The organism is Collinsella sp. AF39-11AT, from assembly GCF_003474585.1.
GTDB lineage: Bacteria > Actinomycetota > Coriobacteriia > Coriobacteriales > Coriobacteriaceae > Collinsella.
Map to the genome: position 1 here is coordinate 86,685 of NZ_QROG01000004.1, position 24,081 is coordinate 110,765.

Here is a 24,081-nt window from a genome sequence, read left to right on the forward strand (position 1 = left end):
GATTGTCTTTATCCCATCCTTTGCCTCGCGAGCTGACGCGCCCCGTGCATGTGGGCGGCGTGCAGATCGGTGGCGGCGCGCCGGTGGTGGTCCAATCTATGACCTGCACCGATACCGCTGATGCCCAGGCAACGCTTGCGCAAGTGTGCGCGTTGGCGCAGGCTGGCTGCGATATCGTGCGCGTGAGCGTGCCCTCCGAGGCCGCGCTTGAGGGCTTCCGCACCATCTGTGCCGAGTCTCCGGTGCCGATTGTCGCCGATATCCACTTTAACCATAAGCTCGCCATTGGTGCCGTTGAGGCCGGTGCCGCCAAGCTGCGCATCAATCCCGGCAATATCGGCGATTGGGCCAAGGTTGACGCGGTGATCGATGCTGCGGGTGCCGCGGGCTGTGCGATTCGCATTGGCGTGAACGCGGGCTCGCTTGAGCAAGATATTGCCGAGCGCGACGACCTCACGCAGCCCGAAAAGCTCGTGATGTCGAGCGAGCGCTTCGTCAAGCACTTTGAGGATCGCGGCTTTACGAACATTGTGCTTTCGGCCAAGGCCCATAGCGTGCAAACGACGCTCGATACCTATCGAGCCCTGTCACGTGAGATTCCCCACGTTCCGCTTCACCTGGGCGTGACGGAGGCGGGGACCAAGCTTCAGGGCACCATCAAGAGCTCTGTAGGCTTGGGTATCTTGCTTTCCGAAGGCATCGGCGACACCATGCGTGTGTCGCTCACGGCCGATCCGGTTGAGGAGCCGCCGGTCGCCTGGGGAATTCTACAGTCGCTGGGCCTGCGTCGCCGTGGTCCCGAGATTGTCTCGTGCCCCACGTGCGCCCGCTGCCAGGTTAACCTCATTCCCATCGCCGAGGAGGTCACCGAGCGGCTTAAGAACTATTCCGCGCCGCTTTCGATTGCCGTCATGGGATGTGCCGTTAATGGCCCCGGCGAGGCTTCTGATGCCGACCTGGGCGTTGCTTGCGGACGTGGTCAGGCCTTGCTCTTTTCGCATGGCCAGATCATTGGTAAAGTAGCTGAGGACCAAATTGTCGACGCGCTTATGGCAGAGGTCGACAAGCTTATTGAGGAGAAATAAATGACCCGAGCAATGTATATGTCTAAGCTCTATGCGCCGACGCTTAAAGAGGATCCGGCGGACGCTGAGCTCGCCAGCCACCGCCTGCTGCTCCGTGCCGGCATGATCCGCAAGGAGGCCGCCGGTCTGTATTCCTACCTGCCGCTCGCATGGCGCTCGATTCGCAAGATTGAGAACATCGTGCGCGACGAGATGGACGCCGCCGGCGCCCAGGAGCTTATGATGCCTATCATGGTCGATGCCGAGTTGTGGCGTGAGTCCGGCCGTATCGATGCCTATGGCAAGGAGCTTGTGCGCTTTGACGACCGTCATGGTCGCGAGTTCGTGCTGGGCCCCACGCATGAGGAGACCGTGACTGCTCTGGTGCGCAATGAGCTGCGTTCCTACAAGCAGCTGCCGGTGAATCTCTATCACATCCAGGACAAGTTCCGCGACGAGTTCCGTCCCCGCTTTGGCCTGATGCGCGGTCGCGAGTTCATCATGAAGGACGCCTACAGCTTCTCCGCCACGCAGGAGAGCCTGCAGGAGGAGTACGACAAGATGAAGCAGGCTTACGCCAATATCTGCGAGCGCTGCTATATCAAGGCCCTGCCCGTTGTCGCCGATTCCGGCGAGATCGGTGGCGATACCTCCGTCGAGTACATGGCTTTGGCCGACGCCGGCGAGGCTTCTCTCGTCTATTGCGATGACTGCGGTTTTGCCGCCGATGATGAGGCTGCAAGCACCAAGGTCGTCGTGACTGAGGGTCCCGGTGACGGTACGCTTACCAAGGTTGAGACTCCGGGCATGGGCACCATTGAGGCTGTTGCTAAGTTCTTTGGGTTCCCCGAGAACGGCACGCGCAAGTCCCTGGCGCTCATCGATGCCGAGGACAAGCCCGTCGTGGCCATTGTTCCGGGCGACCACGAGCTCAACGACTGCAAGGCCGAGCATGTCTTTGGCAAGGGCTATCGCATGATGACCGACGAGGAGCTCCAGACCTACGGTCTGCACAAGGGCTTTATCGGACCGGTTAACTTGCCCGAGGGCATCCGTCTGGTGTGCGACGAGAGCCTGCGCGAGTCCAAGCAGTGGGCCTGCGGTGCCAACGAGGTCGATTATCACTTTACCGGTGCCTGCCCCGAGCGCGACTTTACCGTCGATGAGTGGGCAGATCTGGTCACCGTCGTTGCCGGCGATCCCTGCCCGCACTGCGGCAAGCCGCTCTCTGCTGCCCGCGGCATCGAGGTCTCTCAGGTGTTCCAGCTGGGCACCAAGTACTCCGAGGCCATGGGTGCCACCTTTATGGACGAGGACGGCAAGGAGAAGCCGCTCATCATGGGTTGCTACGGCGTTGGTGTGTCCCGCTCGCTTGCTGCCGTCGTGGAGCAGCACAACGACGAACACGGCATCGTCTGGCCGGTCTCCGTTGCCCCGTACGAGGTCGCGGTGATTCCGCTCGATCCCAAGAAGGAGGAGTGCGCTAACGTTTGCGACCAAATCGTCGAGGGCCTGTGCGCCGAGGGTATCGAGGTTGTCGTCGATGACCGTGACGAGCGTCCTGGCTTTAAGTTTGCCGATAACGACCTCATGGGCTTCCCGTATCAGGTCGTGCTTGGCAAGCGTGGCCTCAAGAATGGTACTGTGGAGCTCAAGGACCGTGCCACGGGCGAGCGTGAGGACGTGGCGATCGACGAGGTCATCGCCAAGATTGCCGAGCTTGTTAAGGCGGCCCGCCGTTAATCGACGTTTCTGCTATTAGATGTAATTGCGGGGCTGCTCCGTATCTCTCTTAGGATGAGATGCGGAGCAGTCTATTTTGTTGGAATAAACTCGATGGGTAAAGAAAAACCCCACAGCCCATATGAGCTGCGGGGTTTTCTTGTGCCTCCGATGCGAAATAAATCGCTCAGATATTACTGATAATCGACGACGTCGATCCAGTTCTTCAGGAACTCATCGTTCACGTTGCGCTTACGAGCGAGCTCGGAAGCGGCGACGATGCTCGTCCACTGACGCACGACCTGCATGGGCATGTCGGCGCGGTCGCAGTAGAGCTCCAGGTAGGCCTCGGCCTGATCCTTGCTGTTGAGGGCGAAGAGCAGGTAGGTGGTGGCAACGTCGGCAGCAGGGGAGCCCTGGGTGGCGTGTGCCCAGTCGCACACATAGAGCTGGCCGTCGTCGCCGACGATGACGTTGGAGGGGTTGAAGTCGCCGTGGCAGACCTTGAACTCCTTGGTCATGCCGTCCAGACGCTCCTGAAGGTTGTAGCGCGTGGTGGCATTGAGCTGATCAAGGCTGTCGATCATGCGGGCGAACTTGTCGCGCTGACGGTTGAGCAGCGGGGAGGTGTAGCCGTGGATCTCGATCTGGAGGTCGACGAACATCTCGAGATACTCACCAAAGCGCTGGGGCTCAGCAGTCATCTTCTCGGCAAGGGTGGTGCCCGGAACCTTCTCGGTCACGAGCGCCCAGCCGTTGGCGTTCTCGAGCTGGGAAACCTCGAGAGCCTTGGGGCTGCGGATGCCGCACTCATTGATGCGGGCAAGATTCAAAGCCTCGTTGAACACGTCGGAGACAGGCTTGGTCTCGTTAAAGACCTTGACGATCTTGTCCCCCAGGTCGTAAACGACCTTGTTGCCACGGCGGACGAGCTCGGTCTTGGAATCGGGTAGCAGCATGGTTGCATCCTTTCAACGATGCGATAGAAGCGACGGCGGGGGTGTGTGAAACACCCGTGCACCCCCGCCGTTAAAAACCGTGCTAAAACTAGCAGACGGCGTAGTCCTGAGGCTCGCGGCCGTAGTAGGCGTCCAGGTAGAGCTCCTTGATTTCGCTCATGAGCGGGTAGCGCGGGTTTGCGCCGGTGCACTGGTCGTTGAATGCCTGCTCGGTCATCTCGTCGAGGGTGTCGAGGAAGTACTGCTCGTCAACACCGTAGTCGGCGATGGTCTTCTTGACGCCGATGAAGTCCTTGAGTTCCTCGAGCTTCGTGATGAAGTTCTCGAAGACCTCCTTGTCGTCCTTGCCGTCGATGCCGCAGTACTTGGCCATCTCGGCGTAGTTGTGCAGCGCGTTGGGGTAAGGATACTGGGAGAAGGTACCCATCTTGACGGGAGCCTCGGCGGCGTTGTAGCGCATAACGCGGGTCAGGATGACGGCGTTGGCGAGGCCGTGAGGCAGGTGATGGAAGGCGCCGAGCTTGTGAGCCATGGAGTGGTTGAGGCCCAGGAAGGCGTTGGCGAAGGCCATACCGGCCATGCAAGAGGCGTTGTGCATCTCCTCGCGGGCATGCGGGTCCTTGGCGCCGTTCGTGAAGCTGGAGGGCAGGTTCTCGAAGACGAGCTTAGCAGCGCGCTCGGAGAGGCCCTTGGTGTAGTCGGAAGCCATGATGGAGACGTAGGACTCGATGGCGTGGGTCATGACGTCGATGCCGGAGGCAGCGGTCAGGCCGCGCGGGGCGGTCATGCAGTTGTCGGCGTCAACGATAGCCATGTTGGGGAGCAGCGCGTAGTCGGCGAGCGGCCACTTGATGCCGGTCTCCTTGTCGGTGATGATGGCGAACGGCGTGCACTCGGAGCCGGTACCCGAAGAGGTCGGGACGGCGACGAAGTAGGCCTTCTTGCCCATCTCGGGGAAAGTGAAGATACGCTTGCGGATGTCCATGAAGTCCATGGCCATGTCCTCAAACTTGCACTCGGGGTGCTCGTACATCATCCACATGATCTTGCCGGCGTCCATAGCTGAGCCACCGCCGACGGCGATGATGACGTCCGGCTCAAAGAGAGCCATCTGCTTGGCGCCGCGACGTGCGCACTGCAGCGACGGATCGGGCTCGACGTCGTAGAAGCAGTCGTGGGCGATGCCCATCTCGTCGAGCTTGGCCTCGATGGCGCGGGTGTTGCCATTCTTGAAGAGGAACTGGTCGGTGACGATGAAGGCGCGCTTCTTGCCCATGACGGTACCGAGCTCGTCGAGAGCGACGGGCGTGGAACCCTTCTTGAAGTAGACCTTCTCGGGAGCGCGGAACCACAGCATGTTCTCACGGCGCTCGGCCACAGTCTTAACGTTGATCAAGTGCTTCACCCCAACGTTCTCGGAGACGGAGTTGCCGCCCCAGGAGCCGCAGCCCAGGGTCAGAGACGGCTTCATGCCAAAGTTGTACAGATCACCGATGCCGCCGTGCGAGGACGGGGTGTTGATGACGATACGGCAGGCCTTCATGACGTGCTCGAACAGGCTGATCTTCTCGGCCTGGGCGGGGTGCACGTACAGAGAGGCGGTGTGGCCCGGGCCACCGGCGAGCACCAGGTGCTCGGCCTTGTCGACGGCCTCCTGGAAGTCCTTGGCGTGATACATGGCCAGGACCGGGGAGAGCTTCTCGTGGGAGAACTCCTCCTTGGCGGGGTCGGTGGAGGTGACCTCGGCGATCAGGATCTTGGTCTTGGCAGGAACCTCGATGCCGGCGAGCTCGGCGATCTTGGCGGCAGCCATGCCGGGAATGCGGTGATCGAGAGCGCCGTTCTTGAACATGGCGGCACGCAGGGCCTCCATCTCGGCACCCTGCTTGACGAAGTAGCAGCCGCGCTTCTGGAACTCGGCTTTGACCTGGTCATAGATGGTGTCGATGACGGTCACGGACTGCTCGGAAGCGCAGATCATGCCGTTGTCGAAGGTCTTGGAGTGGATGATGGAGTTGACGGCGAGCAGCACGTCGGCGGTGTCGTCGATGATGACCGGGGTGTTACCGGCGCCAACGCCCAGGGCGGGCTTGCCCGAGGAGTAGGCGGCCTTGACCATGCCCGGGCCACCGGTGGCGAGGATGATGTCGACGTCACGCATGACCATGTTGGTCAGCTCGATGGAGGGGACATCGACCCAGCCGATGATGCCCTCGGGGGCGCCGGCCTTGACGGCGGCGTCAAGCACGAGCTTGGCGGCGGCGATGGTGCACTTGGCGGCTGCCGGGTGCGGGGAGATGATGATGCCGTTGCGGGTCTTCAGGCTGATCAGCGTCTTGAAGATCGCGGTGGAGGTGGGGTTGGTCGTCGGGATGACGGCGCCCACGATGCCGATGGGCTCGGCGATCTTGGTGATGCCGTAAGCCTCGTCGCGCTCCAGAACGCCACAGGTCTTGGTGTTCTTGTAAGCGTTGTAGATGTACTCTGCGGCGTAGTGGTTCTTGATGACCTTGTCCTCAAGAACGCCGCGGCCGGTCTCCTCGATGGCCATCTTCGCCAACGGGATACGAGCCTTGTTGGCGGCCATGGCGGCCTCATAGAAGATCTTGTCGACCTGCTCCTGCGTGTACGTAGCAAAAAGCGCCTGGGCCTCTCGCATCTGAGCGAGCTTAGCCTCAAGCGCCTCTACGTTGTCCACAATTGCGGGAGTAGTGTTTTCCGGTGACTTTTTCACCATTTGTGTCTCCTTGCGATCGGAGATTTACCCTACGACTTGCATGATAGCAAGAAATTATTCGGCGAACGGCAAGATTCCCGTAAAAGGCATACTAAAACGCTTCAATATACTGAAGCGTTTTAACTAAAACTATCTGCCAGTGCATCGCCCCGCTCATTGGGGACAGACTTACATGAGTGGTTTCACTCATTTGGGACAGACATCGATTTGCGATTTTGTCGTTTTGGGCCTGTTTTTGTCGCTGATTGGATATAAATAGGTCACAGGCTCAGCATTTCGCGTTTCTTCTCTCCTTTTAGGTGTTGCCTGTACGGCTTTGAAAGGAGAGACCATGCCCCGATGCGCCCGCGAAATTTCGCTCACCGGCTATTACCACGTCTTTGACCGCGGTAACTCCAAACAGATCATTTTTGAAGATGATTCCGACCGCTATCGTTTCCTATCGGACATATCGGACAGGTTTGCGTGCCATGACGTGGCGGTGTTGGCCTGGTGTCTTATGGACAACCACTTCCATTTGATGGTTGATGACCCATATGACAACCTTTCAAAGGCAATGCAGTGCGCGCTGACGGCGTATGCCAAGTATTTCAATGGGAAAACGGGAAGAACGGGCCATCTGTTTGACAATCGCTATTCGCGGGTCGCGGTTGAGTCGGACACGCAGGCAGTGCAGCTGCTCGACTATATTCATCTCAATCCTGTGAAGGGTGCGCTTGACTCGCTCGAGGCGTACCGCTGGTCAAGCTATAAGGCGTATCAGCTGGGCTATGATCCCTTTGACATCTGTGATGCGGCCCCTATGCTTGATGTTGTCGGAGGCTCCCGTCGCTATTGCGAGCATCTCAAGAAAGTTGCCGGGCGCATCTGGTCAGTGGAGGTTCTTCCGCGCCGGCGGATCCCCGATGAGGAGGCCCTTTTCGTTGCGCGCGAAGTCCTGACGAGCATAGATCCTGCGTTGCTCAAGGCCCTGCCACGCCCCGAACGCGATGCCTGCCTGCTGAGGCTCAGGCGGGCACATCTCACGGTCAAGCAAATTGCCCGTATCACCGGTATCGGCGCCACAAGCGTGACCAAGGCTACTGCAGGCTGGAAGGATGCAGCGTGAGATAGGGGCCGGAGCCGATCGGGACGCCGCATGCGTGCGTCATGTCTGTCCCCAATGCGTGAAAACACTCATCTAAGTGTGTCCCCAATGAGTGGGGCTATGATTCCTTTGACATCTGCAAACACTCATGTAAGTCTGTCCCCAATGAGTGCAAAAAGGCGCCCTCCGTGGGGGAGGACGCCTTTGGTAAGTTCTATGTGAACGCGAGGTCTTTGACCCGGAGAGTCCGAGGTACTTGTTGGTAAGACCTTATTTAGGAGCGCGCAACCTTGCCGGACTTGAGGCAGGTGGAGCAAACGTTCATCTTGCGACGGTGACCATCGACGACGACGTAGACGCGCTGGATGTTGGGGCGGAACTTACGGTTGGTGACGCGGTGAGAGTGGCTGATGGAGCGACCGGCAACGGGGTGCTTACCGCAAACTTCGCAAACTTTGGACATAACTGACCCTCCTTGGGCGACAAACGAACATGTCGCGTTAACAAACAAGCCTGAACTATAGCACAGAAGTCACTCCCTGTGCGCAATCTACACAGAGATATTCCTCTTTTGGCGATAGTGCCCACGCTACGGCCCTGGACGTAGATCCGATTTGCGTGCAGCAGGGGGGATTATGCCAGCTCGCAACAAGGTTTTCAAGCTCGTCCCACAAATATATATAGGTTTATTGAGCGTAGGGCTCCGTTTACGGATTGCTCTGTATTTATGCTCGCAATTAAGCTCAACGTTGGCTACACTATCCCTTGACCATTAAAGGGGTACGAGATACCCACATGGAATTACATAGCTGCCAAAGAGCAGCCCTTCCTGTGGGTGTCTGGTCCGCTTTGAGCGGTCGGGCATCTATTTTTTTGACTGTGTCAGCAGTCAAGACATGTGAGGAAGGAGATCGATGGGCACGACTTCCCCCAAGGCGGTCATCATGGACGAGACCGCCGTCAATCGAGCGATGACCCGCATCGCGCACGAGATTCTCGAGCGCAACGAGGGCTGTGAAGACCTCGCTCTGGTCGGCATCGTCACGCGCGGCGACCTTCTGGCAAAGAAGCTCGCCGAGGAGATCAAGGAGATCGAGGGCGTCGACGTTCCGCTCGGCAGCCTCGATATCAGCTTCTACCGCGATGACTATGCGACCAATTTCGCTCCCGCGATCCACGCTACCAACATTCCCTTCAGCGTCGACGGCAAGCGCGTCGTGCTGGTGGACGACATCCTGTATACGGGCCGTACCATCCGCGCCGCTCTGGACGCCGTTATGGACCTGGGCCGTCCGAGCCGTGTTGAGCTGGCAGTTCTCGTTGACCGTGGCCACCGTGAGCTCCCCATCTCGCCGGACTTTGTCGGCAAGAACGTTCCCTCGTCGCATGAGGAGAACGTGCACCTATATATGAAGGAAGTCGACGGCCACACCGCCGTCGAGATTAACGACGTCGCGCCGGGTTCCCACGTGGGCTCCGCGCCGCTGGGAGGTGAGTAGTACCGTGGCGTTCAACCATAAGCACCTGATCGACATTACCGAGTACTCCGAAGAGGACATCAAGCTCATCCTCGAGACCGCCAAGGCGTTCTCCGAGGTCAACGAGCGTGCGATCAAGAAGGTCCCCACGCTCAAGGGCAAGACCATCGTCAACATGTTTAACGAGCCCTCGACGCGCACGCGCAGCTCCTTCGAGCTCGCCGAGAAGCGTCTTTCGGCCGACAGCCTCAACTTTGGCGGCTCTTCGACCTCCACGGTCAAGGGCGAGAGCCTCGTCGATACCGTCGAGACCCTCAACGCCTATAAGATCGACTGCATCGTCGTGCGCGACAAGCACGCCGGCGCGCCCTACATCGTCACGCAGAACTCGCCCGCGAGCGTCATCTGCGCCGGCGACGGCAAGCACAACCACCCCACGCAGGCCCTGCTCGACCTGTACACCATCTGGGAGCACAAGGGCGACTTCCACGGTCTGAAGGTCGCCGTCGTCGGCGATATCGCGCACTCCCGTGTCTGCGGCTCGCTGATCCCCGCCCTTAAGATCATGGGCTGCGAGACCTACGCCGTCGCCCCCGGCACGCTGCTGCCGCCGGCGCCCGAGGTCCTGGGCTGCGACCACGTGACGAGCGACCTCGATTCCGTCCTGCCCGAGCTGGACGTCGTCTACATGCTGCGCGTGCAGCAGGAGCGCCTCGAGGGTGCCCCGTTCCCGACCATTCGTGAGTACCACAAGCTCTTCGGCCTGACCAAGGACCGCGAGAAGCTCATGAAGCCCGACGCGATCATCTGTCACCCGGGCCCCATCAACCGCGGCGTCGAGTTCGACTCCTATATGGCCGACCACCCGCAACGCTCCGTCATCCTGGAGCAGGTCTACGCCGGTATCTGCGTGCGTATGGCTATCCTGTATCTGCTGCTTGGAGGTGCCGATAATGGCCTTGCTTCTTAAGAATGCCCACGTCGTCGACCCGTCCGTCGAGCTTGACGGTGTCGTTGACGTCCTGATTGACGGCGATAAGATCGCCGAGGTCGGCGAGAATCTCGCCGTCGAGGGAGCCGAGGTCCGCGACCTTTCCGGCAAGTATCTCGTCCCCGGCCTGGTGGATATGCACGTGCATCTGCGCGAGCCTGGCTACGAGGTCAAAGAGGACATCGAGAGTGGCACTCGCGCTGCTGCCAAGGGCGGCTTCACCGGCGTGTGCGCCATGCCCAACACCGATCCCGTCACCGATAACGGCACCGTCGTGGAGTTCGTCAAGTCCCGCGCTGCCGAGGTCGGTCACTGCCGCGTCTATCCGTCGGGCGCCATGACCCGCGGTCTTAAGGGCGAGGCTATGTCCGAGATGGGCGATATGGTCGCCCACGGCGCCGTCGCCTTCACCGACGACGGTCGTGGCGTGCAGGGCGCGGGCATGCTCCGTCGCTGCATGGACTACGGCAAGATGTTCGGCAAGGTCTTTATGAGCCACTGCCAGGACGAGGACCTGGTCGGCCACGGCCAGATCAACGAGGGCAAGGTCTCGACCCGTCTGGCTCTCGAGGGCTGGCCGGCTGCCGGCGAGGAGCTCCAGATCGCCCGCGACATCGAGATTGCCAAGCTGACCGGTGCCAAGCTGCACATCCAGCACATCTCCACCGCTCATGGCCTGGAGCTCGTGCGTGCCGGTAAGGCTGCCGGTATCCAGGTGACCTGCGAGGCTACCCCGCACCACATGTTCCTGACCGAGAACGACCTGGACGAGACCTACAACACCTCGCTCAAGGTCAATCCGCCGCTGCGCACCGACGAGGATGCCGAGGCCATCCGTCAGGGTGTCATCGACGGTACCGTCGACGCTATCGTTACCGACCACGCTCCCCACACCCCGTGGGAGAAGGCCCGCGAGTTCGAGCTCGCGCCCTTTGGAATGATTGGCCTCGAGACTTCGCTGTCGCTCGTGCTCACTGAGCTGGTCAACACGGGCAAGATGAGCGTGAGCCGCATGGTCGAGCTCATGGCCATCAAGCCGCGTGAGATTCTGGGCCTCGATCAGGTTCAGGTCAAGGCGGGCTCTGTCGCCGACCTGACCGTGTTCGACCCCTCCGCAACCTGGACGGTTGGCGAGGACGGTTACGAGTCGCGCGCCGAGAACTCCGGTTTTGCCGGCCGCACGCTCACCGGTCGTGCCACCGATGTATTTGTCGGTGGCAAGCAGACGCTCGCCGACGGCTGCATCTGCTAGCATAGCCTTATCGCTTTTGTGCGCGGCGCCCTTGCGGTGCCGCGCTTTCTGTTCGTTTAGACCATGCAACCGCATGGGGGATTGGAGCGTCTATGCCCACACCTTCCACTGCACGCATGCACGACTTCGAGGTCGTCTCGAACCGGGAGATCGCCGACGGCATCTTCTCGCTCGTCATCTCGGCCCCCAAGCTTGCAAGTGCGCTCAAGCCCGGTCAGTTTGTGAACATCGCCGTCCCCGGCGATGCGTCTTCTCTGCTTCGTGTGCCCTTGAGTTTCTACCGCGCCGACGCCGAGGCTGGCACCGTCGAGCTGTGGTACGCCGTCGTGGGCGACGATACCCGCCGTTTGTCCCAGATGGGCCCTGGCTCCACCTCTAACCTGTTGGGCCCCGGTGGCCGTGGCTGGATGGTACCCGAGGGCACCAGGAAGGCACTGCTCGTCGCCGGTGGCATCGGCGTTCCGCCTGTGCTGTGTCTTGCCGGCATGCTTGCCGAGCAGGGTGTTGATGTGGACGTGTGCCTGGGCTTTGGCACCGCTTCCAAAGTCGTGGGTGTCGATGAGTTCCGCGCGCTGGGCGCCACGGTTAACGTGTGCACCGACGACGGTTCGCTCGGCACGCACGGTTTTTGCACCGATCCTGCCGCAGAACTGCTTGGCGAGGGCGGCTACGACTACGTGGCCAGCTGCGGCCCCGCCGTCATGATGAAGAAAGTCGCCGCCGCTGCCGCTGAGGCCGGTGCGTACTGCGAGGTGTCGCTCGAGCGCATGATGAGCTGCGGCTTTGGCGCCTGCAACACCTGCAATGTCGAGACGGTCGACGGTATGAAGGGCGCCTGCATGTGCGGCCCCGTGTTCGATGCTTCCAAGGTGGTGGTCTTCTAGTGGGTACCGTGAACATGGCCGTCGATTTCGGCGGCGTCAAGATGCAGAACCCCATCAACACCGCAGCCGGTACCTTCGGCTACGGTTGGCAGTTCCAGAATTTCTTCGATGTTTCCCAGCTGGGCGCCATTACCACCAAGGGCTGTGCCGCCGAGCCCTGGCCGGGCAACCCTGCGCCTCGCATGGCCGAGATTCCTGGCGGTATGATCAACTCCGTGGGACTGCAGAACCCCGGTGTCGCCGCCTTTGCCCGTGAGTCCGGCCCGTGGCTCGAGCAGCTGTCCAAGGACGGTTGCCAGGTCATTTGCCAGGTTGCCGGGCACTCCGTTGACGAGTTTGTCCGCGCACTCGAGATGTATGTCGAGCTGTGCCCCTGGGCTGCCGGCTACGAGATCAACGTGAGCTGCCCTAATATTGCCGCCGGCGGTGCCGCCATGGGATCAACGCCCGAGGGCGCCTCTTCCGTTATGGCTGCCTGCCGCAAGGTGACCGATAAGCCGCTGTTCGTAAAGATGGCTCCGGTCAACGTTGCCGAGATTGCCAAGGCTCTCGAGGCCGCCGGCGCCGACGGCCTTTCGGTCATCAACTCCATCCAGGGCATGGCCATCGACGTTCATACCCGCAAGTCCCGCGTGGCCAAGCCCAAGGGCGGCCTTTCGGGCCCGCTGTGCCACCACATCGCCGTGCGCATGGTCTGGGAGGTTGCCCAGGCCGTCGATATCCCCATCAACGGTGTCGGCGGTGTCATGACTGGCGAGGATGCGGCTGAGTTTATCCTGGCCGGCGCCACCTGCGTGTCGGTCGGCATGGCCAACTTCGTCGATCCGTGTGCTTCGCTTAAGATCGCGCATGAGCTCGAGGCCTGGGCCGAGTCCCAGGGCGTAAAGGACATCAACGAGCTGGTGGGTGCTTTCGAATGCTAGAGAATGATGCCCGCGACCGTGTTATCGTCGCCCTCGACTGCGACCGTGAGCGCGCGCTCGAGCTCGCCCACGAGCTTTCGGGCCATGCCGCCTGGCTCAAGGTCGGCATGACGCTCTATTACGCTGAGGGTCCCCAGATCGTCAAGACCTTTAAGGACCTTGGCTTTAAGGTCTTCCTCGACCTTAAGTTCCATGACATTCCGCATCAGGTGCGCGGCGCTGCCCGCTCGGCCTCGCTTGCCGGTGCCGACCTGCTTTCGGTCCACGGCCTGGGCTCGGGTACTATGCTCGCTGCCTGCCGCGAGGGTGCCGAGGAGGCGCGCGAGGACCGCGCCAAGCTCGTCGCCATCACCGTGCTCACGAGCATGAATCAGGATGCCTTGAGCGAGATCGGCGTCGAGTCGCCCGTGGCCGAGGAGGCCGCCCGCTTGGCAAAGCTTGCTCAGGCCAACGGCATCGATGGCATCGTGTGCTCGCCGATGGAGGCTCACGACATGCGTGAGCTGCTGGGTCCTGATGCCCTGATCGTGACTCCGGGTGTGCGTCCGGTGGGTGCCGCCCTTGGTGACCAGTCCCGCGTGGCGACGCCCTCCCAGGCTATCGAGCGCGGCGCAAGCCACATTGTGGTGGGCCGTCCCATCACCGGTGCCGACGATCCGGTTGCCGCCTTTGACGCCATCGTCGCCGAGCTGGTCGAAAACGTCGCGTAAAAGATTCCCCTAAGTCACCACTTTTGGGTCTCATTAGCACAAAATAGCCTCTGTGCCTGCGTAAACTTTCCCATCCTTTGTGTGGAATCGCAGGTCAGGGGCTTAACTTTGGGCGCAGTATATTGCACTTTTTGCGGGTATCGTCTAACCTATGGAGCCGCGATTGGGCATTTTGTACGTTCTACGTGCTAAAATGCTAATTATTGAATCAGATATAACCCAACTATTTGGAGGTACGAATGGCACTCCCTCAGCTTACCGACGAGCAGCGCAAGCAGGCTCTTGAGAAGGCTGCTGCCGCACGTCACGCCCGCGCTGAGCTTCGCGAGCAGATCAAGAAGGGCGAGAAGTCCCTCGAGTCCGTGCTCAACTCCGATGACCCCATCGCTTCCCGCATGAAGGTTTCCACTCTCATCGAGTCTCTCCCCGGTTATGGCAAGGCCAAGGCCGCCAAGATCATGGAGGAGCTCGGTATCTCCGCTTCCCGTCGCGTCCAGGGCCTCGGCGTCCGTCAGCGCGAGCAGCTCCTCGAGCAGCTGACCAAATAAGTGAGCGCTCAGGATTCCAAGCTCTTTGTGATTTCTGGACCGTCAGGCGCAGGCAAGGGTACGCTCGTCACTCGTGTGCGCGAGCGCCGCTCGAACCTGGGCCTGACGGTTTCGGCTACCACGCGAGCACCACGCAAAGGTGAGGTCGACGGCGTCAACTACTTTTTTCTGACGCGCGAGGAGTTCGACCGCCGCGTGGCAAACGGTGAGTTTGTTGAGTGGGCCGAGGTCCACGGTAACTGCTACGGCACGTTGGTGAGCGAGGTCACATCCAAGCTCGCCTCGGGCTCGTCTCTGATTTTGGAGATCGATGTCCAGGGCGCCCTGCAGGTGAAGGAGCGTTTCCCCGAGGCCGTGCTGATCTTTATCAAGCCGCCTTCGCTTGAGGTGCTCCGCGAGCGTCTAGTCGGTCGCGGTACCGAGACGCCCGAGACGATTGAGCTGCGTATGGCAAACGCCGCCGATGAGCTTGCCCTTGCCGACCGCTACGACGACGTCGTGGTGAATGACGATCTCGACCGCGCGACCGATGAGCTCGTTCGCGTTCTCGATATGCATGAAAGGATCTGAGGTCCGTGTCCGTTGTAAAGCCTTGCATTGACGATCTTCTGGAGAAGACCGATCACAACCGCTTCCTGCTCGCTTCGCTTGCCTCCAAGCGCGCCTGCGACATCAATAGCATGCTGCGTGGCCAGCACAACCGCGTGCTTGCCGTCCAGGATGTCGATGACATCACCATCGGGCTTTCCGGTGCCGATACCATCTCGATGGCTATGGACGAGATTGTCGACGGTGACATCTCTTACGACGAGGCCCGTTACGAGAAGGCGCTCGGCCACAAGGTTGCTGAAGCCTAAATGGCGGCTCGCGTCTGCCTGGTCCACTATCACGAGGTTGGACTGAAGGGCAAGAACCGCGCACATTTTGAGCATATCCTCATGGATAACATCGAGGCGGCCTTGGCCGCCTTTTCCGTGAACGCCGTGTCTCGAATTTCCGGTTATATCCTCGTGACCTTTAACGAGCATCAGGCCGACGAGGCGGCGCGTGTCATCCGCACCGTCCCCGGCGTTGCTCGTGTGTCTTTGGCGTATCACACCAACCGCGACCCGCAGGAGTACTGCGCCGCCGCCGTGAAGGCGCTGCGCGAGTTTGGTTCCTTCGATTCGTTTAAGGTGCACGCCAAGCGCTCCAATACTGACTATGAGCTCACCTCGATCGATATCAATCGTCAGGTGGGCGAGGTACTGTGTGAGGCCTTCCCCGATAAAAAGGTTCAAATGCACGACCCCGATGCAATGGTGCACGTACTGGTGGTCCAGGGCAGCGTTTATGTGTACGCGCGCTCTGAGCGCGGCGTGGGCGGTCTGCCGGTGGGTTCTGCCGGCAAGGTCGTGACGCTGCTGTCGTCGGGTATCGATTCTCCGGTGGCGACCTGGATGCTCGCGCGTCGCGGCGCGGTGTGCGTGCCGGTGCATTTCTCCGGTCGTCCGCAGACGCCCGATACGAGCGAGTATTTGGTGCAGGACATCATCCGTGCGCTTGCGCCGGGTGTCCAGATCGGTCGTCTGTACGTGGTGCCGTTTGGCGACTGCCAGCGTGAGATTTCGGTTACCTGCCCCAGCAACCTGCGCGTGATCATGTACCGCCGCATTATGTATTCGGTTGCTGAGCGCATTGCACACATCGAGGGTGCCAAGGCTATCGTTACGGGCGAATCGCTTGGGCAGGTTGCCTCCCAGACGCTTGAGAACATCATGGCCGTCAACGAGGCCGTGAAGATCCCCGTGTTCCGTCCTCTCATCGGTTCGGACAAGCAGGAGATCATCGCACGTGCCGAGGAGATCGGTACATTCGATATCTCGACTGAGGCCGCTCCCGACTGCTGCACGCTGTTTATGCCGCGCCGTCCCGAGACGCACGCTAAACTCGATGCCGTGCATGAGGCCTGGGAGTTGTTCGATCATGAGGAGATGATCGAGCGCCTGCTTAAGCAGACCGAGTACATCGACTTCGAGAGCAACACGTACAAGGCCCCTAAGACCTTAAAACGCAAACATTCGGAGCTTGCTCCGCGTGAGATTTACCAAGATCACGAATAAATTTGTGCATAGACCGACGATGCGCCTGCATCGTCGGTCTTTTGCTATCTGGGCATTAGGCGATAAACGGTTCATTTGTCTACGTTTGCCTGAATAAATGGACATTATTGCGCAAGGTTTTGGTCAGCTTTTGGTTTGACCGCGAAAACCGGTTTTGGGGCGTGGCTGTTGCGGAGCTCCTTTCCTGACACGATGGTGTTGGGAGGTTTTGCTATGGCGCAGCGCGAACAACATGAACGAGTCAAAAAGATGGACCGCTGGGCGGGCAAACTGCTCGGTCATAAGGCAGTGGTGATGGCGATACTGGTCGTCATTGCGATGGCGAGTGGACTGGCAATGGCGAACCTTGGCGGCAGTGCCGGCGGCGTGTCGTTTGAGCGTACTGATGGTTCGGGCTCGTTAGTGGAGCCGGGATCCGGCGATGCCTCGAGCGGAAAGACATCCGAAGGCTCTTCGACTAAGGCTTCTGCCGCGGCAGAGGTCTATGTCGATGTCGATGGCGCCGTTGTGTCGCCCGGCGTATATCGTCTCAAGGACGGCGCGCGGGTGGCTCAGGCGATTGATGCCGCCGGCGGGCTGGCGCCCGAGGCAGACGTCACGGGGCTCAATCGGGCATCTAAGGTCGTCGATGGACAGAAGATTCACGTTCCAACGGTAGGGGAGCAGCAGGCGTCCATTGCGGAAGCCGGTGTTGATGTTGGGGCTTCCGCATCGTCGGGCGTTAGTGGCGCAACAGGTCTAGTAAACATCAATACGGCAAGCGCAGAAGAGCTGCAGACGCTCTCGGGCATCGGCCCCTCCATGGCCCAGTCGATTATCGATGAGCGGACAAAGAACGGTGCTTTCGCCTCGGTTGACGATCTGATGCGTGTGTCGGGAATCGGCGAGAAGAAGCTTGCCAAAATCAAAGATTGCATCTGCGTATGAGTGCGACCGAGCGCGAGCACGTGATGCCTCCGCGGCCCCTGATTCCGTGGACGATGGCCCTGTGTGCCGGCATGTGCATGAGCTGCGTCTTGGTGCTCAACATAGCCGCTGATGCGCTGCTGAGGGAGCGGGCGCCGGCGGTCGGGCCGCTATGGGCCATTCCCGTTGCGGCAGCGGTATTCGTTGTGCTGGCTCAATCTTGTGCGCGGCTTGCCCCTTGGAAGCGGTGGCTGTATGCCGCTTCCGTCGGTCTCGTGGCGGGAGCGGTCGTCTCGGCGTGGTGGGCCGTGGATGTGCTCAGTGCCTCGAAGGCGCTCGATGGTCGAGCGGCAAGCAGCCTCGAGTTTGTCGTGCAGGGTGACCCATCCATAAACGACGACGTGTATTCCTATACCTGCGAGGCACGCGCGGACGGTAAGAACTTGGCAACGGTTCGCCTATCGTGTGATCGTGAGCTCAAGGTCGGGGCGCACGTGCGTGTTATCGGTCGCGTTTCACGTTTTGAGAACGATGCATATGGACGATCGCGCGTGCTCCGAGGCGAGGCGCGCAAGGTTAAAGCCGTTCGGATTGTGTCGGTCGATGAGGGTTCTCCGGGGCCGCTGCTTCGGCTGCGAAATGGGCTGCTTGCGTCCATCGCGCCTGCGACCGACCCGGCGCGTGCGCTCATAGCCGGTGTCGTCTGCGGTCGTTCGGCCGAGCTGCGCGTCCAGCCGGCGGGCGACTGGTTTTCGGTGACGGGAACGGCGCATCTTATCGCCGTCTCGGGCAGCCATTTGGCCATCGTGGGGTTTGTAATCGAGGGTGTATTGCAAAAGATTCGGTGCCCACGTTGCCTTCAGCGGGCGATATTGGCGATAACGCTTGTGGGTTACGCTGCCTTTACTGGCGCGTCTCCCTCGGCCGTGCGTGCGTGCTGTATGGTGTTCGCGACGCTTGTCGTAAACGGCGCGGGGCGTCGCCGGCACGGCGCATCGGCACTCTTCGTAACCATGTCCATCTTTGTGCTACTGCGGCCGACGGTGCTGTTCGAGATGGGCTTTCAGCTTTCATGTGCCAGCGTCTTTGCCATTCTGTGCTTTTGCCCCTATGCGACCTACGCTTTGAGTGAGCTGGGTGTGCCATCGGGCGTTGCCAGCATGCTTTCCGTCACGCTGTGCTCGCAACTGGCGACACTTCCCATTACCATTCCTGCCTTCGGTACATTCTCGCTCATTGCTCCGTTGGCAAATGCGGTCATCGGTCCGGTTGTGAGCGTATTGCTCGCTGTGTCGATCGTGCTGGCTCCCTTTTCGCTCGTGGGACCGTTGCGGACTTGGGCTCTCGTTGTGCCCATGATTGCCGCCCGTTGCGCGCTGTTCTTCGAGCAGCTGTTTGCCGCCATGCCGGGTGCATCCGTGGGCGTGCCGCCCGATAGCATGTGGATTTACCTAGTGCCGTGTTTGCTGGCGGTTCTGCTGGTCTGGTGGCCGCGTCCCCGTGTACGTCCTATGGCGGTGGGGCTTGCATGCCTGGTGCTCTTGGCTGCGATTCCGTACGTCTATTGGGATCGATTTGCTCCGCCTTCGGTGACGGTGCTCGATGTGGGCCAGGCCGATGCGATTCTTATCCGCCAAGGCGGCGCAGTAGCTCTCGTCGACTGCGGGCTCGACGAGCGTGTGGTTGCGGCGTTGGTTCGCAATAACGTGCACCATATCGATGCCGTCTTTGTGACGCATTGGGATGAGGACCACTGGGGTGGTTTGCCTGCCGTGCTCGAACAGTTTTCGGTCGGAACGATTGCCGTGGCGGCGGATGCGCTGGAGGATGCTCCTGCCGAGGTATTGAACCGACCTGGCGTGGAGTATCGGCAGGTGCGCCGTGGGGATACGGTCGACATCGGCTCATTTTGCGCTCGCGTGATGTGGCCATTCGAGTTCGTGGATGGCGAGGGAAATGAGGACTCGCTTGTCCTGCTGCTCTCTTATGTTCAGGAAGGCAAGGGCCTGCGAATACTTCTCACCGGTGATGCCGAGCTCGACCAAGAGCGGGAATTCGTGCAGGAGGTGGGGGATATCGATGTCCTTAAACTTGGGCATCACGGCTCCAAGGTTTCAGTCGATGGCGAGTTGCTGGACGTCCTGAAGCCCGAGCTTTCCCTCGCAAGCGCCGGTGAGGGGAATCGATACGGCCATCCGTCCGATGCCTGCATCGATGCCGTTAAGGAAGCGGGTGGTGTGTTCGCGTGTACCATCGAACACGGCGACATTACCGTCACACCGACTGCGAATGGCTTTGCGATGCGATGCCAGCGACCGTGACGACGTCGTTGGCGTGTGGTGGGCCCCTGGGCTAGAATGGCACGGAACGAATACGAAGGCCTGCGGGAGGGGAGCGCAATGTCCGAAACCGGTTTGCTGCCGGCATATCTGATCGTCGGTACCGACGGAGTCAAGCGCGACCACGCCGTCTCGCGTATGAAAGCGCGTCTGGAAAAATCGGGTATGGTCGAGTTCAACCTCGACGAGCGAGACATGACCAAGGACCCCGATATCGAGTCCATTATCGGATCGCTTAACACCTTTCCGATGGGCAGCGAGTTTCGTCTGGTAATCCTCGATGGCTGCTCAAAGCTCGCCAAGGCGGTCTCGGAGCCGCTCGTTGGGTATCTGGCGAGTCCCAGCCCAACAACGGTCTGCCTCATCATCGCTGACTCACTTGCCAAGAATACGCGCCTGTATAAGGCAATCGCCAAGATCGACAAGAAGGCTATCGTCGATTGCTCGGGTACCAAGCGCTGGGAACTGCCGCGCCGTGTTCAGCAGATGGCGACGCAGCGCGGTAAGTCGATTTCGACGGCGGCCGCCGAGGAGCTCGTCTCGCGTTCGGGCGAAAACACGCGCATGCTCGATAACGACTTGGCCAAGCTTGCCCAGATGGTCGAGTCGCCCCAGATTGAACTTGCCGATGTTGATCGCTGGATTGTACGTACGGCCGAGGTCCAACCCTGGGACTTCCTCAACGCCGTCTCGGCTCGCGATATGCGGCGTTCGCTCGAGCTCTTTAAGCTCCTGCCCTCCAAGAGCTACGTGTGGACTTACACATTGCTGTGCGGTCGCATTCGCGAGCTTATCGTCGCCAAGGCGCTCGACGCGCGTGGGCAGGGTCGCGAGCTGGCCGCAACGCTCAAGCTCCAGTCCTGGCAGGTCAAGAATCACCTTACCTGGGCGCGTCGTTTTTCGATGACCGAGCTCGTCGCAGCGCTCGAGGGTGCCGTTGATGTGGAGCTCGCGCTCAAGGGTTCGGCCGATTCTCAGACGGCGCTTTTGCTCTGGATTACGAACATCTTGAGAAAATCGTGATGATACCTGCCTATTTGACAAATTCGTTCTATCCCTTTGAGAGGGAGCGTGCTATAGTAGGCGCTTGCATGACCTCACCGTGTCTCAGAGGTGTCATACATTTTTTGCAAGGAACTCGAAAGGAACTCCAGAAGTGGCAAACATCAAGTCTCAGAAGAAGCGTATCCGCACCAATGAGGCAGCTCGCATGCGTAACAAGGCTGTCAAGTCCGAGCTCAAGACGCTGACCAAGCACGTCCAGTCCGCCGTCGCCGAGGGCGACCCCGAGAAGGCCCAGGCTGCCCTCAAGACCGTCACCAAGCGTCTCGACATGGCTGCCGCCAAGCATGTTATCCACAAGAACCAGGCTTCCAACCGCAAGTCCGGTCTTGCCAAGCTCGTGAACAGCATCAACGCCTAAGTTGTAAATTTCACACCACACAGATTACGCGCATAAATGGAGCCTGTTTTATGGAACAGGCTCCATTTTTTGTACCGCTCGGGTAAGATAGTCCGCATGAATACTTCAATTGACATTTCCCACATCCGCAACTTCTCGATCGTTGCGCATATCGACCATGGCAAGTCCACGATCAGCGACCGCATCCTCGAGCTCACCCATACCGTCGACGAACGCGACATGGAGTCGCAGCTGCTCGACACCATGGATATCGAGCGCGAGCGCGGCATTACGATCAAGTCCAATGCCGTCCGCGTTTCCTATGACGCCGACGATGGTGAGACGTATCAGTTCAATCTGATCGATACGCCGGGCCACGTGGACTTTACCTATGAGGTCTCGCGCTCGCTGGCAGCCTGTGAGGGCGCGGTACTCGTTGTCGACGCCACGCAGGGCGTCGAGGCGCAGACCGTTTCCAACGCGACGCTCGCCATGAACGCCAATCTGGACATTGTGCCGGCCATCAACAAGATCGACCTGCCCTCGGCCCATCCCGATGAGGTTAAGACCGAGATCGAGGATGACCTGGCGATCCCTGCCGATGATGCTGTGTGCGTCTCGGGCAAGACCGGCGAGGGCATTCACGATCTGCTGGAGTCCATTGTCTTTTTGATTTCGCCGCCTAAGGGCGATGCAAACGCTCCGCTCAAAGCGCTCATTTTGGATTCGTACTTTGACGAGTATCGCGGTGTGGTGGCTACGGTGCGCGTCTTCGATGGTTCCATCAAAAAGGGCGATACCCTGCTTATGATGCAAGCCAAGGGCGACTTTTTGGTCGACGGCGTGGGCGTCAAGCGTCCTGCCGAGACCCCGGTCGACGCGCTGACGGTCGGCGAGGTCGGATATGTGGTCACGGGCTTGAAGGATCCCGAGGCCGTTCGCGTGGGCGATACCCTTACGTGGGCGTCGAACCCCTGCCCCGAGCCGCTTCCCGGTTATCGTGAGGCCAAGCCCATGGTCTATACGGGCCTGTTCCCGATCGACAACAAGGACTACGAGAACCTGCGTGACGCGCTCGATAAACTGCACGTCAACGACCCGTCGTTGGTGTGGGAGCCCGAGACCTCGGTGGCGCTCGGCTTTGGCTTCCGCGTGGGCTTCCTGGGCCTGCTGCACATGGAAGTCGTCAAGGAACGCCTGGAGCGCGAGTTCAACCTGGACCTCATTGCCACGAGTCCCTCGGTTGACTATCACGTCTACAAGACCGACGGCGAAATGATCGATGTCCGCAGTCCGCAGGACCTTCCCGAGGCCACACGCATCGATCGTATCGAGGAACCCTACCTCAAGGCAAAGATCATCTGCCCGCCTGAGTACACGGGTGCCGTCATGCAGCTCGCCATCGAGCACCGCGGCGTCACAACCGACATGATCCACCTGACGAGCAAATCGGTCGAGATGCGCTTCGATATGCCGCTCGCCGAGCTCATCTTGGACTTCTTCGATCAGCTCAAGAGCCGCACCAAGGGCTATGCCTCGCTCGACTACGAGTTCAACGAGTACCGTCCCTCCGAGCTCGTGAAGCTCGATATTTTGCTTTCGGGCGACGAGGTGGACGCGCTTTCGTTTATCGTCCATAAGGACAAGGCATATGGCCTGGCCCGTGGCCTGTGCGACAAGCTCAAGGAGATCATCCCGCGTCAGCTGTTCGAGGTGCCCATCCAGGGTGCTATCGGCAACAAGATCATCGCCCGTTCCACCGTCAAGGCGCGTCGCAAGGACGTTCTTGCTAAGTGCTACGGCGGCGATATCTCGCGTAAGCGCAAGCTGCTCGAGAAGCAGAAAGAGGGCAAGAAGCGTATGAAGGCCATCGGATCGGTCGAGGTCCCGCAGGAGGCGTTTATGGCGATCCTCAAGGTGGACGAGTAGGTCCATGGCGCTTTCTGAATACAGCAAGCGGCTGCTGGGTGCCTATGCCGAGCAGCCGTTCCTTATGGCTCCCATGGCGGGCGTGACCGACCCCGCCTATCGCATCATGTGTCGCCGCCGCGGTGCCAACCTTGCCTACAGCGAGATGGTGAGCGTGGCGGGTCTTGCCTATGCCAGCAACAAGACCTGGCGCCTGGTGCTACCGGCCGACGAGGAGCAGCAGATTTGCGTGCAGCTCTTTGGCTCCAAGCCCGAGCAGTTTGCGAGCGCCGTCGTCGCCGTCGAGGAGCGCGTTGGCGATCGCCTGTCGCTCATCGATATCAATATGGCATGCCCCGCCCGCAAGGTTGTCACCAAGGGCGAGGGTTCGGCGCTCATGCGCACGCCCGACCTGGCGGAGAAGATCGTCGAGGCCACGGTTGGCGCGGCGCACGTGCCCGTGACCGTCAAGATTCGCAAGGGCTTTTATGCCGAGGACCGCAATGCCGCGACATTTGCCCAGATGCTTGAGAGTGCAGGGGCTGCCGCAGTCGCCGTGCATGGTCGTTGCGCCACGCAGCTCTACACGGGCCAGGCCGATTGGTCGGTCGTCGATGAGGTTGCCGACGCTGTCGAGATTCCCGTGATTGGTTCGGGCGATGTGTTCTCGGCCGAGGACGCTGCTGAGCATCTGCACGGCTCGGGTGCCAGCGCGGTGTTTATCGCGCGCGGCATCTACGGCAATCCGTGGGTGTTCGGCGATGCCCGAGCCCTTGCACTCGATGGCACGCCGGTTCCTTCTCGCTCCTCGGTCGAGCGCCTGGAGGCTCTGCGCGAGCACCTGACGTTGACGCACGAGCTTCTGCCGCTCATGTCGCGTGCTCGCACGTACGCAAGCTGGTACTTAAAGGGCATGCCCCATGCCGCCGCCTGGCGCGCTCAGGTGGTGCGTTGCTCTACGTACGAGGAGTTTATGGCGCTGGTCGATGATATCGAGCGCGACGTGGTGGCCTGCGAGGCCGCGCTTGCCGCCGGCGAGTCGGTGCCTGCTCATCCGCTGGAGGCCTAA

Annotated in this window: 22 protein-coding genes; 19 read left to right on the forward strand and 3 right to left on the reverse strand. The window is 60.3% G+C overall.

The features are described from left to right. Nucleotides 1–2 precede the first annotated feature (2 nt). The gene (ispG, locus tag DW037_RS03010) at nt 3–1,085 is read left to right on the forward strand and encodes a flavodoxin-dependent (E)-4-hydroxy-3-methylbut-2-enyl-diphosphate synthase (protein ID WP_117779087.1); all 1,083 of its coding nucleotides are present in this window, start codon (nt 3–5) and stop codon (nt 1,083–1,085) included. Next, nucleotides 1,086–2,807 carry a proline--tRNA ligase gene (locus DW037_RS03015; protein ID WP_233542222.1) on the forward strand — a complete coding sequence of 574 codons (1,722 nt, stop codon included), beginning with the start codon at nt 1,086–1,088 and terminating at the stop codon, nt 2,805–2,807. It abuts the gene before it with no gap. Nucleotides 2,808–2,980: 173 nt separating this feature from the next. Here the strand turns inward: DW037_RS03015 and DW037_RS03020 are convergent, their stop codons facing one another. Together DW037_RS03020 and adhE are read right to left on the reverse strand one after the other, a co-directional pair. Continuing rightward, on the reverse strand, nt 2,981–3,745 hold the full coding sequence (locus tag DW037_RS03020) for an aminoglycoside phosphotransferase family protein (RefSeq protein WP_006236119.1): 765 nt from the start codon (nt 3,743–3,745) through the stop codon (nt 2,981–2,983). Between the two features lie 88 nt (nt 3,746–3,833). Continuing rightward, nucleotides 3,834–6,482 carry a bifunctional acetaldehyde-CoA/alcohol dehydrogenase gene (adhE, locus tag DW037_RS03025; protein WP_117800136.1) on the reverse strand — a complete coding sequence of 883 codons (2,649 nt, stop codon included), beginning with the start codon at nt 6,480–6,482 and terminating at the stop codon, nt 3,834–3,836. A gap of 331 nt (nt 6,483–6,813) precedes the next feature. On the opposite strand from adhE, the gene DW037_RS03030 reads away from it, so the two are divergent. Then, on the forward strand, nt 6,814–7,590 hold the full coding sequence (locus tag DW037_RS03030; RefSeq protein WP_117564268.1) for a transposase: 777 nt from the start codon (nt 6,814–6,816) through the stop codon (nt 7,588–7,590). 253 nt (nt 7,591–7,843) lie between these two features. Here the strand turns inward: DW037_RS03030 and rpmB are convergent, their stop codons facing one another. After that, nucleotides 7,844–8,032 (reverse strand): 50S ribosomal protein L28, encoded by a 189-nt coding sequence (rpmB, locus tag DW037_RS03035; protein ID WP_022094725.1) that lies wholly within the window; start codon nt 8,030–8,032, stop codon nt 7,844–7,846. 451 nt (nt 8,033–8,483) lie between these two features. Here rpmB and pyrR point away from each other — a divergent pair, with 451 nt between their 5' ends. The 16 genes from pyrR (at nt 8,484) to dusB (ending at nt 24,081) form a co-directional block, all read left to right on the forward strand. Further along, complete coding sequence (pyrR, locus tag DW037_RS03040; RefSeq protein ID WP_117800135.1) at nt 8,484–9,068, forward strand: bifunctional pyr operon transcriptional regulator/uracil phosphoribosyltransferase PyrR; 585 nt, start codon at nt 8,484–8,486, stop codon at nt 9,066–9,068. A gap of 4 nt (nt 9,069–9,072) precedes the next feature. Next, the gene (locus tag DW037_RS03045; RefSeq protein ID WP_035138537.1) at nt 9,073–10,017 is read left to right on the forward strand and encodes an aspartate carbamoyltransferase catalytic subunit; all 945 of its coding nucleotides are present in this window, start codon (nt 9,073–9,075) and stop codon (nt 10,015–10,017) included. Continuing rightward, a complete protein-coding gene (locus DW037_RS03050) occupies nt 10,001–11,290 on the forward strand; it encodes a dihydroorotase (protein WP_117800134.1) in 1,290 nt (429 codons plus the stop codon). The genes DW037_RS03045 and DW037_RS03050 overlap by 17 nt, the downstream gene beginning before the upstream one ends. A gap of 116 nt (nt 11,291–11,406) precedes the next feature. Then, the gene (locus tag DW037_RS03055) at nt 11,407–12,174 is read left to right on the forward strand and encodes a dihydroorotate dehydrogenase electron transfer subunit (protein WP_117800177.1); all 768 of its coding nucleotides are present in this window, start codon (nt 11,407–11,409) and stop codon (nt 12,172–12,174) included. 14 nt (nt 12,175–12,188) lie between these two features. Beyond that, nucleotides 12,189–13,097 (forward strand): dihydroorotate dehydrogenase, encoded by a 909-nt coding sequence (locus tag DW037_RS03060; protein ID WP_006236128.1) that lies wholly within the window; start codon nt 12,189–12,191, stop codon nt 13,095–13,097. Beyond that, entirely contained in the window at nt 13,091–13,807 is a 717-nt protein-coding gene (gene pyrF / locus DW037_RS03065) for an orotidine-5'-phosphate decarboxylase (protein ID WP_117800133.1), read from the forward strand. Before DW037_RS03060 ends, pyrF begins: the two co-directional genes overlap by 7 nt. Before the next feature lie 239 nt (nt 13,808–14,046). Then, nucleotides 14,047–14,355: an integration host factor, actinobacterial type gene (mihF, locus tag DW037_RS03070; protein WP_117800132.1), complete on the forward strand. Its 309-nt coding sequence runs from the start codon at nt 14,047–14,049 to the stop codon at nt 14,353–14,355. Continuing rightward, nucleotides 14,356–14,925: a guanylate kinase gene (gmk, locus tag DW037_RS03075; RefSeq protein WP_099431806.1), complete on the forward strand. Its 570-nt coding sequence runs from the start codon at nt 14,356–14,358 to the stop codon at nt 14,923–14,925. Between the two features lie 5 nt (nt 14,926–14,930). Beyond that, nucleotides 14,931–15,212: a DNA-directed RNA polymerase subunit omega gene (locus DW037_RS03080; protein WP_035138532.1), complete on the forward strand. Its 282-nt coding sequence runs from the start codon at nt 14,931–14,933 to the stop codon at nt 15,210–15,212. Further along, the gene (gene thiI / locus DW037_RS03085) at nt 15,213–16,457 is read left to right on the forward strand and encodes a tRNA uracil 4-sulfurtransferase ThiI (protein ID WP_117800131.1); all 1,245 of its coding nucleotides are present in this window, start codon (nt 15,213–15,215) and stop codon (nt 16,455–16,457) included. It abuts the gene before it with no gap. 213 nt (nt 16,458–16,670) lie between these two features. Further along, nucleotides 16,671–17,384: a ComEA family DNA-binding protein gene (locus DW037_RS03090; protein ID WP_117800130.1), complete on the forward strand. Its 714-nt coding sequence runs from the start codon at nt 16,671–16,673 to the stop codon at nt 17,382–17,384. Continuing rightward, complete coding sequence (locus DW037_RS03095) at nt 17,381–19,684, forward strand: DNA internalization-related competence protein ComEC/Rec2 (RefSeq protein ID WP_117800129.1); 2,304 nt, start codon at nt 17,381–17,383, stop codon at nt 19,682–19,684. The genes DW037_RS03090 and DW037_RS03095 overlap by 4 nt, the downstream gene beginning before the upstream one ends. A 78-nt stretch (nt 19,685–19,762) precedes the next feature. After that, nucleotides 19,763–20,725, forward strand: a complete 963-nt coding sequence (gene holA / locus DW037_RS03100) for a DNA polymerase III subunit delta (RefSeq protein WP_117800128.1) — start codon at nt 19,763–19,765, stop codon at nt 20,723–20,725. A gap of 133 nt (nt 20,726–20,858) precedes the next feature. Further along, nucleotides 20,859–21,125, forward strand: coding sequence for a 30S ribosomal protein S20 (gene rpsT, locus DW037_RS03105; protein ID WP_118372808.1), 267 nt, complete (start codon nt 20,859–20,861; stop codon nt 21,123–21,125). Between the two features lie 96 nt (nt 21,126–21,221). After that, nucleotides 21,222–23,033 carry a translation elongation factor 4 gene (gene lepA, locus DW037_RS03110; protein ID WP_117776228.1) on the forward strand — a complete coding sequence of 604 codons (1,812 nt, stop codon included), beginning with the start codon at nt 21,222–21,224 and terminating at the stop codon, nt 23,031–23,033. Between the two features lie 4 nt (nt 23,034–23,037). Next, nucleotides 23,038–24,081, forward strand: coding sequence for a tRNA dihydrouridine synthase DusB (gene dusB / locus DW037_RS03115; protein ID WP_117757121.1), 1,044 nt, complete (start codon nt 23,038–23,040; stop codon nt 24,079–24,081).

Coding starts and splice junctions, on each gene's coding strand:
- DW037_RS03015 (WP_233542222.1), top strand. CDS start 1,086: ATGACCCGAGCAATGTATATGTCTAAGCTCTATGCGCCGACGCTTAAA.
- DW037_RS03020 (WP_006236119.1), bottom strand. CDS start 3,745: ATGCTGCTACCCGATTCCAAGACCGAGCTCGTCCGCCGTGGCAACAAG.
- adhE (WP_117800136.1), bottom strand. CDS start 6,482: ATGGTGAAAAAGTCACCGGAAAACACTACTCCCGCAATTGTGGACAAC.
- DW037_RS03030 (WP_117564268.1), top strand. CDS start 6,814: ATGCCCCGATGCGCCCGCGAAATTTCGCTCACCGGCTATTACCACGTC.
- rpmB (WP_022094725.1), bottom strand. CDS start 8,032: ATGTCCAAAGTTTGCGAAGTTTGCGGTAAGCACCCCGTTGCCGGTCGC.
- pyrR (WP_117800135.1), top strand. CDS start 8,484: ATGGGCACGACTTCCCCCAAGGCGGTCATCATGGACGAGACCGCCGTC.
- DW037_RS03050 (WP_117800134.1), top strand. CDS start 10,001: ATGGCCTTGCTTCTTAAGAATGCCCACGTCGTCGACCCGTCCGTCGAG.
- DW037_RS03055 (WP_117800177.1), top strand. CDS start 11,407: ATGCACGACTTCGAGGTCGTCTCGAACCGGGAGATCGCCGACGGCATC.
- DW037_RS03060 (WP_006236128.1), top strand. CDS start 12,189: ATGGCCGTCGATTTCGGCGGCGTCAAGATGCAGAACCCCATCAACACC.
- pyrF (WP_117800133.1), top strand. CDS start 13,091: ATGCTAGAGAATGATGCCCGCGACCGTGTTATCGTCGCCCTCGACTGC.
- mihF (WP_117800132.1), top strand. CDS start 14,047: ATGGCACTCCCTCAGCTTACCGACGAGCAGCGCAAGCAGGCTCTTGAG.
- thiI (WP_117800131.1), top strand. CDS start 15,213: ATGGCGGCTCGCGTCTGCCTGGTCCACTATCACGAGGTTGGACTGAAG.
- DW037_RS03090 (WP_117800130.1), top strand. CDS start 16,671: ATGGCGCAGCGCGAACAACATGAACGAGTCAAAAAGATGGACCGCTGG.
- DW037_RS03095 (WP_117800129.1), top strand. CDS start 17,381: ATGAGTGCGACCGAGCGCGAGCACGTGATGCCTCCGCGGCCCCTGATT.
- holA (WP_117800128.1), top strand. CDS start 19,763: ATGTCCGAAACCGGTTTGCTGCCGGCATATCTGATCGTCGGTACCGAC.
- lepA (WP_117776228.1), top strand. CDS start 21,222: ATGAATACTTCAATTGACATTTCCCACATCCGCAACTTCTCGATCGTT.
- dusB (WP_117757121.1), top strand. CDS start 23,038: ATGGCGCTTTCTGAATACAGCAAGCGGCTGCTGGGTGCCTATGCCGAG.